We start from the raw sequence: 13,780 nt of genomic DNA, 5'->3' as shown, positions 1-13,780 counted from the left end.
CGCACGGGCGAAGCGCCGAACGATGGAGGGGCCGGTCGTGAAAGTTTCTGCCAAGTTTCTGCTCTTTATCTTTCGATCGGATTCGCCGGCGAAGGTAGAGCGACTTCTGGGCGAAGAAAAGGAAGGTCTCACTCGGATCGTACGAATTGGAACAATCGACGGAACCTGGAACATTTCCCCCGCGTTACCTTTTGCCAATATCAGACAGGAGAGCAAATCATGGAAGGTGCAGGGGTAGGCTGGATCGCAGCCATCATTATCGGGGGTATCGCGGGCTGGCTCGCGGAACAGTTCATGAAGAGCAATATGGGCATCCTCATGAACATCCTTCTCGGCATTGTCGGAGCCATCATCGCCAATGCCATTCTCGGCCTTTTCGGCGTCGTGCTCGGCGGATGGATCGGCTATCTCATCGCCGGCTTCATCGGCGCCTGCATCCTGATCGCGGTCGGCCGGATGATCCGGCGCTAGCGCGTCCTCAGAAACCGGCGCCGGGCCTGGAAAGATACTCCAGCTCGGCGGCGGTCGATTCCCGTCCCAGGATGGCATTCCGGTGCGGAAAGTGCCCGAATTCGCGGATCACCGCCCGGTGACGTTCTGCATAATCCAGATATTCCGGATCCCCGAGCATCGTGAAGAGCTCGACCGAACGGTCCTGCTCGGCAAGGTTTTCCGAATGCTCGAAGGGCAGATAGAAGAAACAGCGCTGCTCTGCCGGAACAGCCATGTCGGCCCCGGCCTCGATGGCGAGCTTCGCCTCCCTTAACGCCAGCCAGTCGGTCGCGAAGGCGAGCGGCGTGCCGCGATAGATGTTGCGCGAGAACTGGTCGAGCATGATGACGGCAGCAAGCCGGTTTGCGGGCGACGTCCGCCAGGCGTCGAGCTCGCCGCGCGCAAGCGAAAGATGCGTGGCCGCGAAGTGCTTGCGCATGGCCTCGTCCAATGCCTCGTTCTTCTCGAACCAGTCCTTGCGGGTCAGCTCCTTGAACCAGAAGGAAAACACTTCTTCCGGCGTTTTGACGTCTGCTTGAACCATGGGCATCTCCTCAGTCGAGGCGGAGCTTGGAAATATCCATTCCGAGCATGCGGGCAAGCGCTTCCACGACCAGATTGTGATCTTCCCGCTGCGGCAGGCCAGACACGGTTACCGCGCCGATGCAGCCGACACCCGTCAGGCTGATCGGGAAACTGCCTCCATGCGCGGCATAATCGGAGGAGGATAGCCCGAATTTCGCCTCCAGGGTCGTATCCTGCTGGGCAAGCTTGCAGCCGATCGCATAGCTCGACTGGAAGAAGCGCAGCACAAGATTGCGCTTGCGGCGCACCCAGCCCTCATTGTCGGCGGTGGAACCCGGCAGGGCCGCATAGAAGGCAGGCATGGAATGCAGCCGCACGTCGATCGCCACACCGAGCCCGCGCTCCGTCGCCATCTGGCGAAGCAGCGATCCGAGCTCCCAGGCGGTGGTGAGATCGAAGCGGTCGAAGACGAGCGCCTTCTCCTGCTCGGCGATGCGCCCGATATCCTGTTCGATGGCCATGCTCGTCATTCCTCGCTTACCACAGCGCGGGCATTGATGACGGCAAAGAAGGCGAAAGTAAAGTTCTGCCGCCTATTCGGCGGCCGCAAGCGCCTGCTGGGGGAAGAAGGCCGCGAGCTCGTCGACGGCAAAACCGATCCGCTGCTGCAGCGCTTCGGAAACGACGCGATAATCGGAAAAATCCCGGTCGGAGGCATAGACGGCGGTCGGCAAGGTATGGGCCGTGAAGAAACCGAAAAGCGGCCGCAGCTGGTGCTCGACCATCAGCGCGTGGCGGTCGCCGCCGCCGGTGGCCGTGATCAGGATCGGTTTGGCACGGAGCTGTTCGGGATCGATCAGATCGATGAAATGCTTGAAGAGCCCGGGATAACTGCCCTTGTAGGTCGGCGAGCCGACGATCAGGAAATCGGCTTCGACGACATCTTCCAGCACCCTTGCGGCATTGCTGTCGAGATCGCTCTGGCGCTGCGCCAGGCCGAGCGACGGCCCCACATCGGTCAGGTCATGGACCTGCGTCTCGAAGCCATAGCGCTCGGCAGCGATCGCCGCGATATGGTTGACCAGCGCAAAGGTCTTGGAGGGACGATTGTAGCTGCCCGCGAGCCCGACGAGTTTGAAGGCCATGCAAGTTCCTTTCCGCGCAATGACTTGACTGAGATTAGCGCCGGCGCCCCGACATGAAAGCAAGGAACCTGCCTGAGATGCGCGGCCAGGAGAAAATAATGCTAAAGCCCCGCCCGATCACGCGATGCGGGCGTAGGGGGGCGCCCTCCGGGCGATCTCGGCGGCGACCGTTTCGGCAAGCGCCTTGGCCTGGACGCGGATATCCGGCACCGCCGTGATCTCCCAGAATTGGCCCGCCGTGAGCGCGCCTGCGGCGAAAAGACCGGGCTGCGGTCGCCCCTGCGGATCGAGAACGCGGGACTGCGGATCGACGGAAATGCCGAGCCCCAAGTCGTCCATGGCGATCATCCGGCGGTCGCGCATCGCCGTGAGCAATGGCGAATGGCCGATGCCGGCGCGCTCCATGCCCGTGCAATTGACGACCCAGTCCGCATGGAATGCGGCGATGTCCCGCCTGCCTCTCCTGCGATAGTGAACGCTTGCGCCGCTACCCTCCTTTTCGATCGATCGCAGATAGCCCGCATGCACCGTCACCGTGCCGTCCTTCATAAGCGCGTCGAAACGGGTGAAAACCTCCGGCGCGATCCGGTGGCGGTGGATGTTCCACCAGGCAAGCGCATGACGCAGGAAGCGGCCGCGCTGCTCCGTGCCGAGGCTTTGCCAGAGCGCCTGCGTCTGCGGCCTCAGGCCGTCGATCACCGCCCGCCAATCGGCGCCCTTGTCGACCTGCCGGCGCAGTGCACGAAGGAGAGTGCTGATCTCCCGGCTTTCCGGCAGTTCAGGCGGCACGGGTGCGGCACGCCGGGCGGAATGCGGATGCGGCACCAGCCCGCGACGCGACAGGACGTGGATACGGCCGCGATGCCCTTGGGCACGCAGCGACAGCACCTGGTCGATCATCGTCAGGCCGGAGCCGAAGATACAGATCTCGTCGGTCCGCCCGACCCGCGAAAGCCAGCCGAGCCGCCACGGATTGTCGATGATGCGCGGACGAGCCGCCTCATCGACGCGATCCTTGGGCAAGGGCAGATCGGCATTACCCACACCGAGCGCCAGGATGACGTTGCGGGCCTTCAGTTCGCCGGTATTGTCGAGGCAGAAGACGAGGCCGTCGCTCTCGCACTGAACACACGCGGTTGCCTTCGCCTTGACGAAATCCACCCGCGCCCGCCGCTCGCGCGGCCTCAGAAGCGAAGCCAGCGTGTCGCGCAGATAGAGCCCGTAGTCGCCGCGCGAGGCGAAATCCTCGGCGAAGGCCGCCCTGCCCTGACGGCGCAGCCATTCGACGAAATCGTCCGGACGGTCCGGAAACACGCTCATGCGCGCCGCAGGTACGTTGAGGCGATGCAGGTAGAATTCGGTACGGTAGGCCGTGCCCCGTCCGAAGCCCGGATCGTCGCCGATCACGGCGATGGAGGCGGACGACGGCAGGAAGCGCAGGAGGTTGATTGTGAGGGCGATTGCGGAAAAACCGGAACCGACGATGGCGACGTCATAGGTCATCAAGCACACACTCCCCGTCCGTTTTTTGAAGGTTGGGCGAAAGGGTCGTCTTGGAAGCCCGCAAGCGTTTTGAACCCGTTTGCGGTGGTCGCTTCAATCTCGATCAGGTTACTAGAGATTGGCATAGAGTAAAGATGTTTTCCGCTTCATCCGGCGTCGCCATTCCGGATGGAGGCCTGCCGCTGTGAAAATACGGGGTGGCGGAACCACGGCGGAAAGCGCGGCGGACCTCGTAGCCATCTCGAAAACTCCTCCGTTTGACCGGAGAGGATAACCGGAAACCTAGAGCGTTTCCTTGTTGGATTGAAGCATTCTGTTGGCTCAAACGGAGTCGGATGGTCGACCGGCTGGCGCAGGTCGTAGCCCCGCCCTACAGCCGAGCCAGCCGGTCGATCAGGCGGCCCGTTTCAGCCAACCCGCAGGGCCGGGCATCTTTCCGCCGGGATCAAAGGCGATCGGCTCGGACGTACCAACGGGTATGCCCTTCGCCAATCGCCTTTGCCCCAACGAAAACCTGCTCCGGCAGAATGCTTCAATCTAACAAGGAAACACTCTAGGCGCTTGGTTCCGCCGGTTCCCTTCAGGATCAAGGCAGCAGTTCGTGGATGGAGGTCAGCAGCTTCTCGTGCTGATAGGGCTTCGGCAGGAAGACGGTATTGGCCGGCAGAAGCATGGGATCGAGGTTGACCACGCCGGACGTGATGATGATTCCCACACTCGGGCGTATGGCGCGGATGCGCCGGGCGAGCTGGATGCCGTCCATGGAGCCGGCCATGTTGACATCCGTGAAGACGATATTGATATCGGGCCGGTTGCGGAACAGCACCATCGCCTCGTCCGCATTGGCGGCTTCCAGCACCACATGCCCGACTTCCTCCAGCGCGTCGAGCGTGGTGAAGCGGATCAGCGGCTCATCTTCGACGATGAGCACAACGGCCTTTTGCGGCATGGACATCTCCTTGCAGATCGCGCCTGGCGGTATCGGGAAGAACCGGCCTGCCTTCGTCGAACGGCCATATAGGAGAGTGGCGGGATTGCGGCAAGCGGAAGTGAACGGAGGTAAACCCGGGCCATTGCTGATATCTGCTGCGCGTCCCGGTCGCCACAGCCTGTTGCACAATGGATAATGGCATTTGACAGAGCGCAATTTTTCGCTTGCCAAGGCCGCTGAAATATCCTGTACCAATGCCCCACGAAAATGTGACTGGAAGCGAATTCCAGGCCCGCCATCCAACGTCTACTCAGGTTTGCCTTCATGATGGAACTCTTCACCGCGGCCGGTTTTGCGGCCCTTCTCGAGGTCATTGCCATCAACCTCGTCCTCTCGGGCGACAATGCCATCGTCATCGGCCTTGCCGCTGCCGGCCTTCCGCCTGCGCTGCGCAAGAAGGCTATCCTCTTCGGCATCTCCGCCGCGACCGTGCTGCGCATCGTCTTCGCAGCCATCACCTCCTACCTGCTCGGCATCGTGGGCCTCCAGCTCCTCGGCGGCGTGCTGCTCGCCTGGGTCTGCTGGAAGATGTGGAGCGAGCTTCGTGAAAACGACGCTGACGCAGCCCATGCCGGCGCAGCGGAAGCCGCTGAAAACACGCCGCAGAAGACGTTCTTTCAAGCCGCGACTCAGATCGTCGTCGCCGACGTCTCCATGTCGCTCGACAACGTGCTCGCCGTTGCCGGCGCCGCGCAGGAGCACTCGACCGTGCTCATCATCGGCCTCGTCATCTCGATCGCACTGATGGGGGTCGCCGCCAATTTCGTCGCCAAGCTTCTCGCCCGCTTCCGCTGGATCGCCTATCTCGGCCTCGCGGTCATCGTCTACGTCGCGGCCACCATGATATACCACGGCATTTTCGAGGTCCTGCCGCTCATTCAGGGCGCCTGATCTCTTCGAACCTACGCAAAAGCCCCATCCAGGCCCTGCCCGTGCCGATCGCACAGGCAGGGCTTTCTATTTTTGCTGAAAAAACTTGCTTTTGATCAAGAAAGAGAGGGAATACCATCAGACTGTCATACGATAGACCGAGGTTGAGTCTGGCATGCGATTTCTTCGAGCAATTTCTATTCTTCTGACATTGGCGGTGATCGCCGCCGTCGGGTTTCTTCTCATCGGATGGCGTTCGGAGATCCCTCCGGATAATCAGGCAGCGAACGCCCAATATCCTCCCGATCTGGTCGCCAAGGGCGCGCAGCTCGCCGCGGTCGGAAACTGCATCGCCTGTCATACCGAGCCCGGCCAGGAAGCGTTCGCCGGCGGGCTCCCGGTTCCGACGCCGTTCGGCACGCTCTATTCGACGAACATCACGCCGGATCCGGAAACGGGGATAGGCCGCTGGAGCGAGGCTGCCTTCGTCCGCGCCATGCGCGAAGGGGTCGACCGGGAAGGCAACCATCTCTATCCGGCCTTCCCCTACGACCATTTCACCTGGGTGACGGAAGAGGACAACAAGGCGCTCTACGCCTTCCTGATGACACGTGAGCCGGTCAAGGCGACCGCGCCCGCCAACGACCTCGTCTTCCCGCTGCAATTCCGCCCGCTTCTCGTCGGCTGGAACCTGCTCTTCCTCCACGAAGGAGGCATGCAGCCGGATACGTCGCAGAGCGAGGAGTGGAACCGCGGCCGCTATCTCGCCGAAGGGCTTGGGCACTGCGGCGCCTGTCATACGCCCCGAAACGCATTCGGGGCCGAAGACAGAAATCGTCATTTCGGAGGCGGGGAAGCGGAAGGCTGGCAGGCCTATGCGATCAACGCCAGCTCTCATTCGCCGGTCCCGTGGACCGTCGACAGCGTCGCTTTCTACCTGCGCAACGGCTGGCATGAACTGCACGGCGTCTCGCGCGGCCCCATGGCGGAAGTCACGGGCAATCTCGGCCTTCTGTCCGACAGCGATATCCGCGCGATTGCGACCTATGTCGCCTCCGTCATGGGCGAGCCCTCGCCCGAGCGCAAGGAGAAAGGCGAGCGCCTGACCCGGAGCTTCGGCAATGGCGGCGCCAACATCACCACGGCGGCGCTCGACGAGAACAAGGCCTCTGCCGACCTCTCCGCACATCCGGGAGCCGCGATCTACGGCGCGGCCTGCGCCACCTGTCATGAGAGCGGCAGACCTCAGCCCTATGGCGGCCTGAACTTCGCGCTCTCCACCGCCGTCAACGCGCCGAACCCGCAGAACATCGTCAATGTCGTGATGTTCGGCCTGCCGCCAGGGGACGGCCAGCCGAGCGCCGTGATGCCGGCTTTCGGCAATACGCTCAACGACCAGCAGGTCGCCGACCTCCTCGGCTATCTGCGCGCCCGCTTCTCCGATCAGCCCGCCTGGACCGGACTGACCGATCTCGTCGCCAAAACCCGCTCCGGCGAATATCCAGTCACCGTGCTGGCCTCCGACGGCATTGAAAGAGCGCCGAAGAATGTCGGCGCGAAGGAGTAGACATGACCATCACGCTTAACGTCAACGGACAGAACCATCAGGTCGATGCGGAGCCGGATACGCCGCTCCTCTACGTGCTGCGCGACGATCTCGAGCTGAATGCCGCGAAATACGGCTGCGGCCTCGGCCAGTGCGGCGCCTGTACGATCATGATCGACGGCAGGGCGGCGCTCTCCTGCGTCACACCGCTGCTGGTCGCCGAAGAGCGCGAGATCACCACGGTCGAAGGCCTCGGCACGATCGAAAACCCGGGCCCGATCCAGCAGGCCTTCATCGAAAAGCAGTCCGCGCAGTGCGGATATTGCATCGCCGGCATGATGATGAGCGCGACCGCCCTTCTGAAGCACAACCCCAAACCGAGCGACGACGACATCCGCTCGGCGCTGCGCACCAATCTCTGTCGTTGCGGCACCCATATGCGAATCATGGCCGCCATCAAGCGCGCCAGCGAACTGATGGAACAGGCGGCCGTTCCGGCTGCCACGAACAGGAGTGCCGGCTGATGGACACGTTCAACAAGGCCGAAATCACCCGCCGCGGTCTGCTCGCAGGCACCGGCGCCCTCGTCGTCAGCTTCTCGGTGGCAAACGCGCTCGCGCAGCAGCCGGCGCAGCCTCCGGCAGCCCCTGCCCCGGCCAAACCGCCGGCTCTACCCGGCAGCCTGAACACCGATCGTTTCCTCGACAGCTGGATCCGCATCGACGCCGACGGCAAGATCACCGTCTTCACCGGCAAGGTGGAACTCGGCCAGGGCATCCGCACGCCGCTGATCCAGGTCGCGGCCGAGGAACTGAACGTGGAACCCGGCGATATCGAGCTCATCACCGCCGATACCGCCCGCACGCCGGACGAGGGTTTTACCGCCGGCAGCCAGTCGATGCAGAACAGCGGCACGGCGATCCGCAATGCCTCAGCCCAAGTGCGCGAACTGCTGATCGGTCAGGCCGCCACCCGATGGAACCTGCCGGCGGACCAGCTCAAGGCCGAGAAGAAGACGATCGTCGCGCCGGACGGCCGCTCGATCGGCTATGGCGAACTCGTTGCGGGTGAGTTCCTGCATGTCGAAGCGCAGCCGCAATCCAGACTGAAGACGCCGGACCAGTTCAGCGTCATCGGCCGCGATCTGCAGCGCGTCGACATTCCCGGCAAGGTCACGGGCGGTGTCGCCTACATCCAGGATCTGAGGCTAGACGGCATGGTGCACGCCCGCGTCGTGCGTCCGCCGAGCTACAGCGCTACGCTGAAGAACCTCGATGCCTCCGCCATCGAGGCGATGCCGGGCGTCATCTCGGTCGTCCGCGACGGCGACTTCCTCGCGGTCGTCGCCGAGAAGGAATATCAGGCGATCAAGGCGATGCGCGCCCTGGAGCAGGCGGCCGAGTGGGACGAGCCGGCCAACCTGCCGGATCAGGCGATCCTTCCCGCCGAGCTGGTCGCCATGGAAGGCGATATCGGCACGGTCGCGGAATCTGGCGCGCCGGCCTTCCCCAACGGCCCGACCTTCGAGGCGACGTTTACGCGCCCCTACATCATGCACGGTTCGATCGGTCCCTCCTGCGGCATCGCGATCATGAAACCCGACGGCACGATGGACGTCTGGTCGCATACGCAGGGCGTCTTTCCGGACCGCGAGGCGATCGCCCAGATGCTCGGCCTGCCGGAAGACAAGGTACGGGTCATCCACGTGGAAGGCTCCGGCTGCTACGGCCACAACGGCGCCGACGATGCCGCAGCGGATGCGGCCCTGATCGCCGCCAAGGTTCCGGGCCGTCCGATCCGCGTTCAGTGGATGCGCGAGCAGGAGCACATGTGGGAACCCTATGGCCCCGGCATGGTCACGAAGATCAAGGCGTCGGTCGGGCCCGATGGCAAGATCGACAACTGGGCCTATGACCTCTGGAGCAATTCCCACGGCACGCGCCCCGGCGACGCGGGCTCGCTGCTGGCGGGACGGACCAAAGGCAATGCGACGCCGCTCAAGCTGCCGAAGCTCAGCATCAACCCGAACGGCAACGGCGACCGCAATGCCGATCCGCTCTATGCGATCCCGAACCGCCGGATCCTCTGGCACTTCCTGCCGGACATGCCGCTCCGCGTTTCGGCGCTTCGCGGCCTCGGCGCCCAGCCGAACGTCTTCTCGATCGAAAGCACGATGGACGAGCTGGCGATCGCCGCAAAGACCGATCCGGTCGAATTCCGGCTGAAGCATCTCACCGACAACCGGGCCGCCGACGTCGTGAAGCTTGCGGCGGAAAAATTCGGCTGGGGCAAGAACGAGGTTCCGCGCGGCCACGGCGTCGGTTTCGCCTTCGCCCGCTACAAGAACCACGCGGCCTATCTGGCGATCGCATTGGAGCTGCAGGTCGAACAGGAGACAGGCCGCGTCCGGGTCATCCGTGCGGTCTCGGCGATCGACAGCGGCCAGGCGGTCAATCCGGACGGCATCAGGAACCAGACGGAAGGCGGCATCCTGCAATCGATCAGCTGGACGCTCTACGAGGCGGTGACCTTCGACCGGACCCGCATCACCAGCACCGACTGGTCGAGCTATCCGATCATGCGCTTCGCAAGCGTGCCCGATACGGTCGAGGTGCATATCATCGACCGGCCCGGCACGCCGTTCCTGGGAACCGGCGAGGCGGCGCAAGGCCCGACATCGGCGGCGGTCGCCAACGCGGTCCGCAACGCGATCGGCAAGCGGCTCTTCGACCTGCCGCTGACGCGGGAGCGGGTGAAGACTGCGATCGGCGCCTGACCGCTGCACCGAATCGGGACGGAGCCGTCAGGCTTTCGTCACCAAGACTTTGACTTTTGGCGGGTTCCCATTGAACATGTTCGCCGAGCAAAGCTACGTGGGCTCCCAGCCGGCATGATGCCGGTCAGGGGCTCGCGGACCCCCTTCTCGAGAGAGTTGGTGAGCCCCGTCCTAATCAATGAGAGCAGACCTTGAGCCATAGTCACGACGACCATCATCACGATCATGACGATCACACCCACGTCGACTGGCGCGAGCACGGCGTCAAGGTCATTCCCGGCAATTCGCTCGATCCGAACACGGCCCAGACGCCCGGCATGAACCGCGCGACCGCGATCAACAATGCGCGGGCGGGCGCCGAGAAGATCTGGGCAGGCACCGTGACGATCCACGCCAACGCCAAGACCGGCGCCCATCACCACGGCGACCTCGAGAGCATCATCTACGTGGTGAAGGGCAAGGCGCGCATGCGCTGGGGCGACAATCTGGAATTCGTTGCGGAAGCCGGTCCCGGCGATTTCATCTACGTGCCGCCCTATGTGCCGCACCAGGAGATCAACGCCAGCCGCGACGAGACGCTCGAATGCGTGCTGGTGCGCTCCGGCCAGGAGCCGGTCGTGGTGAACCTCGACATCGAGCCGGTCGAAAAGCCGGAAGAGGTTCTGTGGAAGGACCCGATTCACAAGTGACGGCCAGAGACTGCGGGCAATGGCTTGCGGCGGCAAACATGCCGATTTCGGCCCGGAATGCCGTGAGCGTCGGCAATGCTGCCGCAATCCGGAACTAGGTTCGCACCGACTGGAGATTGACCGCCTTCAGGCTCTCCTTTAGAAGGCGGCATTCCGTTCCGAAGCAGATGCTTCGGGAATTTTAACGCTCCGGAGCTGATGCGGATGGCGCCGTTTCCGCAGGATAGGCGGACGAGAAGCGAACGTGGCGGGGATCATCTCCTGTCGCGGTGGCCGGTCTTTGCCGCAGCCCTGCTGATCGCCGCGCTCTTCGGTTTGCTCTCCGGCGTCGTGAAGGACGTGCAGTTCCCGCGCGGCGTCCAGTCTGCCGACAAGAGCACGGACGCGCCGCACCTCTCCAAGCGGGAGCCGCTGAGGGCCGTCGTCTCCGCCGATCGCAAGGATGCGGCCGGCGCTCATTGGCAGGCTGGCAACGGCGCCCTCGCGCCTCGCTCCTTCGAAATCGCCTTTCCGCATTACGCCTCGGTCGTTGCGCCGAGACCGTCTTCCAATCCCGCCGCCTTGTCTTTCTGGCCGGGATCGCTGCCGCGCGCACCGCCCGCTGGCGCCTGAGGACGGCGCGCTTCGGCGCTTTCACGAATAAATGCATACCGCCCCTGACCGCCTGGAAGCGCGACGCGGGCTCAGCAGGATTAGAAACATGAGAAATTCCCCGTGGTTGGTGGCGAGCTATGCTCTCATCATCTTGATCGGCATCCTGGTGGCGTTGCCGAACGTCATCCCGCAGTCGGCGCTCGACCGTCTTCCCTCCTGGTTGCCGCATAGCCGCGTTTCGCTCGGTCTCGACCTGCGCGGCGGTTCGCACCTCGTGCTGGAAGTGGACCGTGCCGATCTGATCAACGAACGCGTCCAGAGCCTGCTTCAGGATGCGCGCCGCGTTCTCCGCGACAAGAACATCAACACGTCGGCGATCCGCCGCTCCGGCGATGCGATCACGGTCGCACTCCGCGATCCGGCCCAGCGCGCCGCCGCCGTGACCGAGCTGCAGACGCTCGCCAACCCGGTCGGCTTCGGCACGACCGTGGGCGGCAGCGATCTTTCGATCACCACGCCCACCGACAACACGATCTCGATCGCGCAGACGGATGCGGGCATCAATTCGCATATTACCGCAGCCGTCGAGCAGAGCCTCGAGATCATCCGCCAGCGCGTCGACCAGGTGGGCGTCGCCGAACCGACGATCCAGCGCGTCGGCTCCGACCGTGTCCTCGTCCAGCTCCCCGGCGAGCAGGATCCGTCGCGCCTTCGCCAGCTTCTCGGTTCGACCGCGAAAATGAGCTTCCATCTGCTCGGCCAGCAGGGCCAGCCCGGCGTCACCATGCTCGCCGACGAGGGCGGCAACCAATATCCCGTGCTTGACCGGGTCGAGCTCTCCGGCGACCGGCTGACGGATGCCCGCGCCGCCTTCGACCAGCAGACCAACGAGCCGGTCGTCAACTTCCGCTTCGACAGTGCCGGCGCCAACCGCTTCGCCCAGATCACCCAGCAGAATGTCGGCCGGCCGTTCGCGATCGTGCTCGACAACAAAGTACTGAGCGCCCCTGTCATCCGCACGCCGATCACCGGCGGCTCCGGTCAGATTTCCGGCGGCTTCACCGTCGAAGAAGCCAATACGCTCGCAGCGCTCCTGCGTGCCGGCGCCCTGCCCGCCAAGCTGACCGTCATCGAGGAACGCACCGTCGGCGCCGATCTCGGAGCCGACGCCATCGAGATGGGCATTTTCACCGGCCTCATCGGTTTCGGCCTGGTCGTCGCCTTCATGTTCTTCCTCTACGGCGCATGGGGCATCCTTGCCAATGTCGCGCTCCTGATCAACGTCATCCTGACCTTTGCGGGCCTGACCCTGATCGGTTCGACGCTCACGCTGCCCGGTATCGCCGGTATCGTACTCGGCATCGGTCTTGCGGTGGATGCCAACGTTCTCATCAACGAACGCATCAAGGAGGAAACGCGAAAGGGCCGCAGCGCCTTCGCCGCGATCGATGCGGGCTTCAAGCGCGCCTATTCCACCATCGTCGACAGTAACGTAACGGCGCTTATCGCAACCGTGCTGCTCTTCTGGTTCGGTACGGGTCCGGTCCGCGGCTTCGCCGTCACGATGGGTCTCGGCATCGGGATTTCCATGTTCACGGCCGTCTCGATCGTCCGCGTGGTGATGATCTACATCGCCGCCCGGCAGAAGCTGAAGAAGATCGACATCAAGCCGCTCCTGCCGATCAACCTCATACCGGACGGCACCCAGATCCAGTTCATGAAGGGTCGCTTCATCGGTATCGGCGTGTCGATCGTGCTGTCGCTCGCCTCGATCGTCCTCTTCATCACCCCCGGCCTGAACTACGGCGTCGATTTCCGCGGCGGCATCCAGATGGAGGTCGTCACTCAGCAGGAAGCCGATCTCGCGGCCTTCCGCTCCGGCCTCGGCGAACTCGGCATGGGCGAAGTCGCGTTGCAGGAATTCGGCGGCAACAACCGCCTCCTGGTGCGCGTCGAACGCCAGCCGGGCGGCGAAGAAGCCCAGACGGCGGCGGTCGAGAGGCTGAAGGCGGAAGTGGTCAAGATCGACCCGAGCGCCAAGGTGGAGCGTACCGAAGTCGTCGGTCCGAAGGTCAGCGGCGAGCTTGCCACCGCCGGCATCCTTGCCGTCGTGCTCGCCTCGCTCGCCATGCTCGTCTATATCTGGGCGCGGTTCGAATGGCCCTTCGCCGTCGGCGCGATCGCGACCCTCGTCCTCGACGTGACGAAGACGATCGGCTTCTTCGCGCTGACCGGTCTCGACTTCAACCTGACCGCCATCGCAGCGCTCCTGACGCTGGTCGGCTACTCGGTCAACGACAAGGTGGTCGTCTACGACCGCATGCGCGAAAACATGCGGCTCTACAAGAAGATGCCGCTGCGGGAGTTGATCGACCGGTCGATCAACGAGACGCTTGCCCGAAGCCTCTACACGTCCTGCACGGCCTTCCTCGCCATGCTGCCGATGGCGATCTGGGGCGGCAGCGCGGTGGAAAGCTTCGCGATCCCGATGGTATTCGGCATCGTCATCGCGGCCTCCTCCTCCGTCTTCATCGCTGCGCCGATCCTGCTCTTCCTGGGCGACTGGCGTACGCGCCGGAAGGCGCATCAGGCCGAGGCTGCCGACGAAACCGTCATCGACGAAGGCGAGCGCGCCAGCCGGGCCTGACC

The 13,780-nt window shown here is 63.8% G+C and carries 13 protein-coding genes; 8 read left to right on the top strand and 5 right to left on the bottom strand.

Going from position 1 to position 13,780, the window contains the following annotated elements:
- Window positions 1–219: 219 nt before the first annotated feature.
- On the top strand, window positions 220–471 hold the full coding sequence (locus QTA58_RS19975) for a GlsB/YeaQ/YmgE family stress response membrane protein (RefSeq protein WP_085424558.1): 252 nt from the start codon (window positions 220–222) through the stop codon (window positions 469–471).
- A 7-nt stretch (window positions 472–478) separates the two neighbouring features.
- Here QTA58_RS19975 and QTA58_RS19970 read toward each other — a convergent pair whose 3' ends face one another.
- The 5 genes from QTA58_RS19970 to QTA58_RS19950 all read right to left on the bottom strand — a co-directional run bounded on the left by QTA58_RS19970 (window position 479) and on the right by QTA58_RS19950 (window position 4,614).
- Window positions 479–1,036: a DUF924 family protein gene (locus QTA58_RS19970; RefSeq protein ID WP_289670462.1), complete on the bottom strand. Its 558-nt coding sequence runs from the start codon at window positions 1,034–1,036 to the stop codon at window positions 479–481.
- A 10-nt stretch (window positions 1,037–1,046) separates the two neighbouring features.
- On the bottom strand, window positions 1,047–1,538 hold the full coding sequence (locus QTA58_RS19965) for a heme-degrading domain-containing protein (RefSeq protein ID WP_289670461.1): 492 nt from the start codon (window positions 1,536–1,538) through the stop codon (window positions 1,047–1,049).
- Window positions 1,539–1,610: 72 nt separating this feature from the next.
- Window positions 1,611–2,162 carry an FMN reductase gene (gene msuE, locus QTA58_RS19960; protein ID WP_289670460.1) on the bottom strand — a complete coding sequence of 184 codons (552 nt, stop codon included), beginning with the start codon at window positions 2,160–2,162 and terminating at the stop codon, window positions 1,611–1,613.
- A gap of 117 nt (window positions 2,163–2,279) precedes the next feature.
- A complete protein-coding gene (locus tag QTA58_RS19955; protein ID WP_289670459.1) occupies window positions 2,280–3,665 on the bottom strand; it encodes an FAD/NAD(P)-binding protein in 1,386 nt (461 codons plus the stop codon).
- A 586-nt stretch (window positions 3,666–4,251) separates the two neighbouring features.
- Window positions 4,252–4,614 (bottom strand): response regulator, encoded by a 363-nt coding sequence (locus QTA58_RS19950; RefSeq protein WP_289670458.1) that lies wholly within the window; start codon window positions 4,612–4,614, stop codon window positions 4,252–4,254.
- A 309-nt stretch (window positions 4,615–4,923) separates the two neighbouring features.
- Between QTA58_RS19950 and QTA58_RS19945 the strand changes: the two genes are divergently transcribed.
- The 7 genes from QTA58_RS19945 (at window position 4,924) to secD (ending at window position 13,778) form a co-directional block, all read left to right on the top strand.
- Window positions 4,924–5,547: a TerC family protein gene (locus tag QTA58_RS19945; RefSeq protein ID WP_085425121.1), complete on the top strand. Its 624-nt coding sequence runs from the start codon at window positions 4,924–4,926 to the stop codon at window positions 5,545–5,547.
- A gap of 154 nt (window positions 5,548–5,701) precedes the next feature.
- Window positions 5,702–7,093 (top strand): cytochrome c, encoded by a 1,392-nt coding sequence (locus tag QTA58_RS19940; protein ID WP_289670457.1) that lies wholly within the window; start codon window positions 5,702–5,704, stop codon window positions 7,091–7,093.
- Window positions 7,094–7,095: 2 nt separating this feature from the next.
- Window positions 7,096–7,596 carry a (2Fe-2S)-binding protein gene (locus tag QTA58_RS19935; protein WP_289670455.1) on the top strand — a complete coding sequence of 167 codons (501 nt, stop codon included), beginning with the start codon at window positions 7,096–7,098 and terminating at the stop codon, window positions 7,594–7,596.
- Window positions 7,596–9,848 (top strand): molybdopterin cofactor-binding domain-containing protein, encoded by a 2,253-nt coding sequence (locus tag QTA58_RS19930; RefSeq protein WP_289670454.1) that lies wholly within the window; start codon window positions 7,596–7,598, stop codon window positions 9,846–9,848. The genes QTA58_RS19935 and QTA58_RS19930 overlap by 1 nt, the downstream gene beginning before the upstream one ends.
- Window positions 9,849–10,039: 191 nt before the next feature.
- A complete protein-coding gene (locus tag QTA58_RS19925; RefSeq protein WP_289670453.1) occupies window positions 10,040–10,537 on the top strand; it encodes a cupin domain-containing protein in 498 nt (165 codons plus the stop codon).
- Window positions 10,538–10,741: 204 nt separating this feature from the next.
- Window positions 10,742–11,149, top strand: coding sequence for a hypothetical protein (locus QTA58_RS19920; protein ID WP_289670452.1), 408 nt, complete (start codon window positions 10,742–10,744; stop codon window positions 11,147–11,149).
- A gap of 88 nt (window positions 11,150–11,237) precedes the next feature.
- Window positions 11,238–13,778 (top strand): protein translocase subunit SecD, encoded by a 2,541-nt coding sequence (gene secD, locus QTA58_RS19915; RefSeq protein WP_289670451.1) that lies wholly within the window; start codon window positions 11,238–11,240, stop codon window positions 13,776–13,778.
- Window positions 13,779–13,780: the final 2 nt, after the last annotated feature.

It is taken from the genome of Neorhizobium sp. CSC1952 (assembly GCF_030378245.1).
In the GTDB taxonomy this organism is placed as follows: domain Bacteria; phylum Pseudomonadota; class Alphaproteobacteria; order Rhizobiales; family Rhizobiaceae; genus Neorhizobium; species Neorhizobium oryzae_A.
The sequence above is the reverse complement of the archived record's forward strand: the minus strand, read 5'-3'. Positions and strand labels throughout refer to the sequence as shown.

Coding starts and splice junctions, on each gene's coding strand:
- QTA58_RS19955 (WP_289670459.1), bottom strand. CDS start 3,665: ATGACCTATGACGTCGCCATCGTCGGTTCCGGTTTTTCCGCAATCGCC.
- QTA58_RS19975 (WP_085424558.1), top strand. CDS start 220: ATGGAAGGTGCAGGGGTAGGCTGGATCGCAGCCATCATTATCGGGGGT.
- QTA58_RS19930 (WP_289670454.1), top strand. CDS start 7,596: ATGGACACGTTCAACAAGGCCGAAATCACCCGCCGCGGTCTGCTCGCA.
- QTA58_RS19935 (WP_289670455.1), top strand. CDS start 7,096: ATGACCATCACGCTTAACGTCAACGGACAGAACCATCAGGTCGATGCG.
- QTA58_RS19945 (WP_085425121.1), top strand. CDS start 4,924: ATGGAACTCTTCACCGCGGCCGGTTTTGCGGCCCTTCTCGAGGTCATT.
- QTA58_RS19970 (WP_289670462.1), bottom strand. CDS start 1,036: ATGGTTCAAGCAGACGTCAAAACGCCGGAAGAAGTGTTTTCCTTCTGG.
- msuE (WP_289670460.1), bottom strand. CDS start 2,162: ATGGCCTTCAAACTCGTCGGGCTCGCGGGCAGCTACAATCGTCCCTCC.
- secD (WP_289670451.1), top strand. CDS start 11,238: ATGAGAAATTCCCCGTGGTTGGTGGCGAGCTATGCTCTCATCATCTTG.
- QTA58_RS19950 (WP_289670458.1), bottom strand. CDS start 4,614: ATGCCGCAAAAGGCCGTTGTGCTCATCGTCGAAGATGAGCCGCTGATC.
- QTA58_RS19940 (WP_289670457.1), top strand. CDS start 5,702: ATGCGATTTCTTCGAGCAATTTCTATTCTTCTGACATTGGCGGTGATC.
- QTA58_RS19920 (WP_289670452.1), top strand. CDS start 10,742: ATGGCGCCGTTTCCGCAGGATAGGCGGACGAGAAGCGAACGTGGCGGG.
- QTA58_RS19965 (WP_289670461.1), bottom strand. CDS start 1,538: ATGGCCATCGAACAGGATATCGGGCGCATCGCCGAGCAGGAGAAGGCG.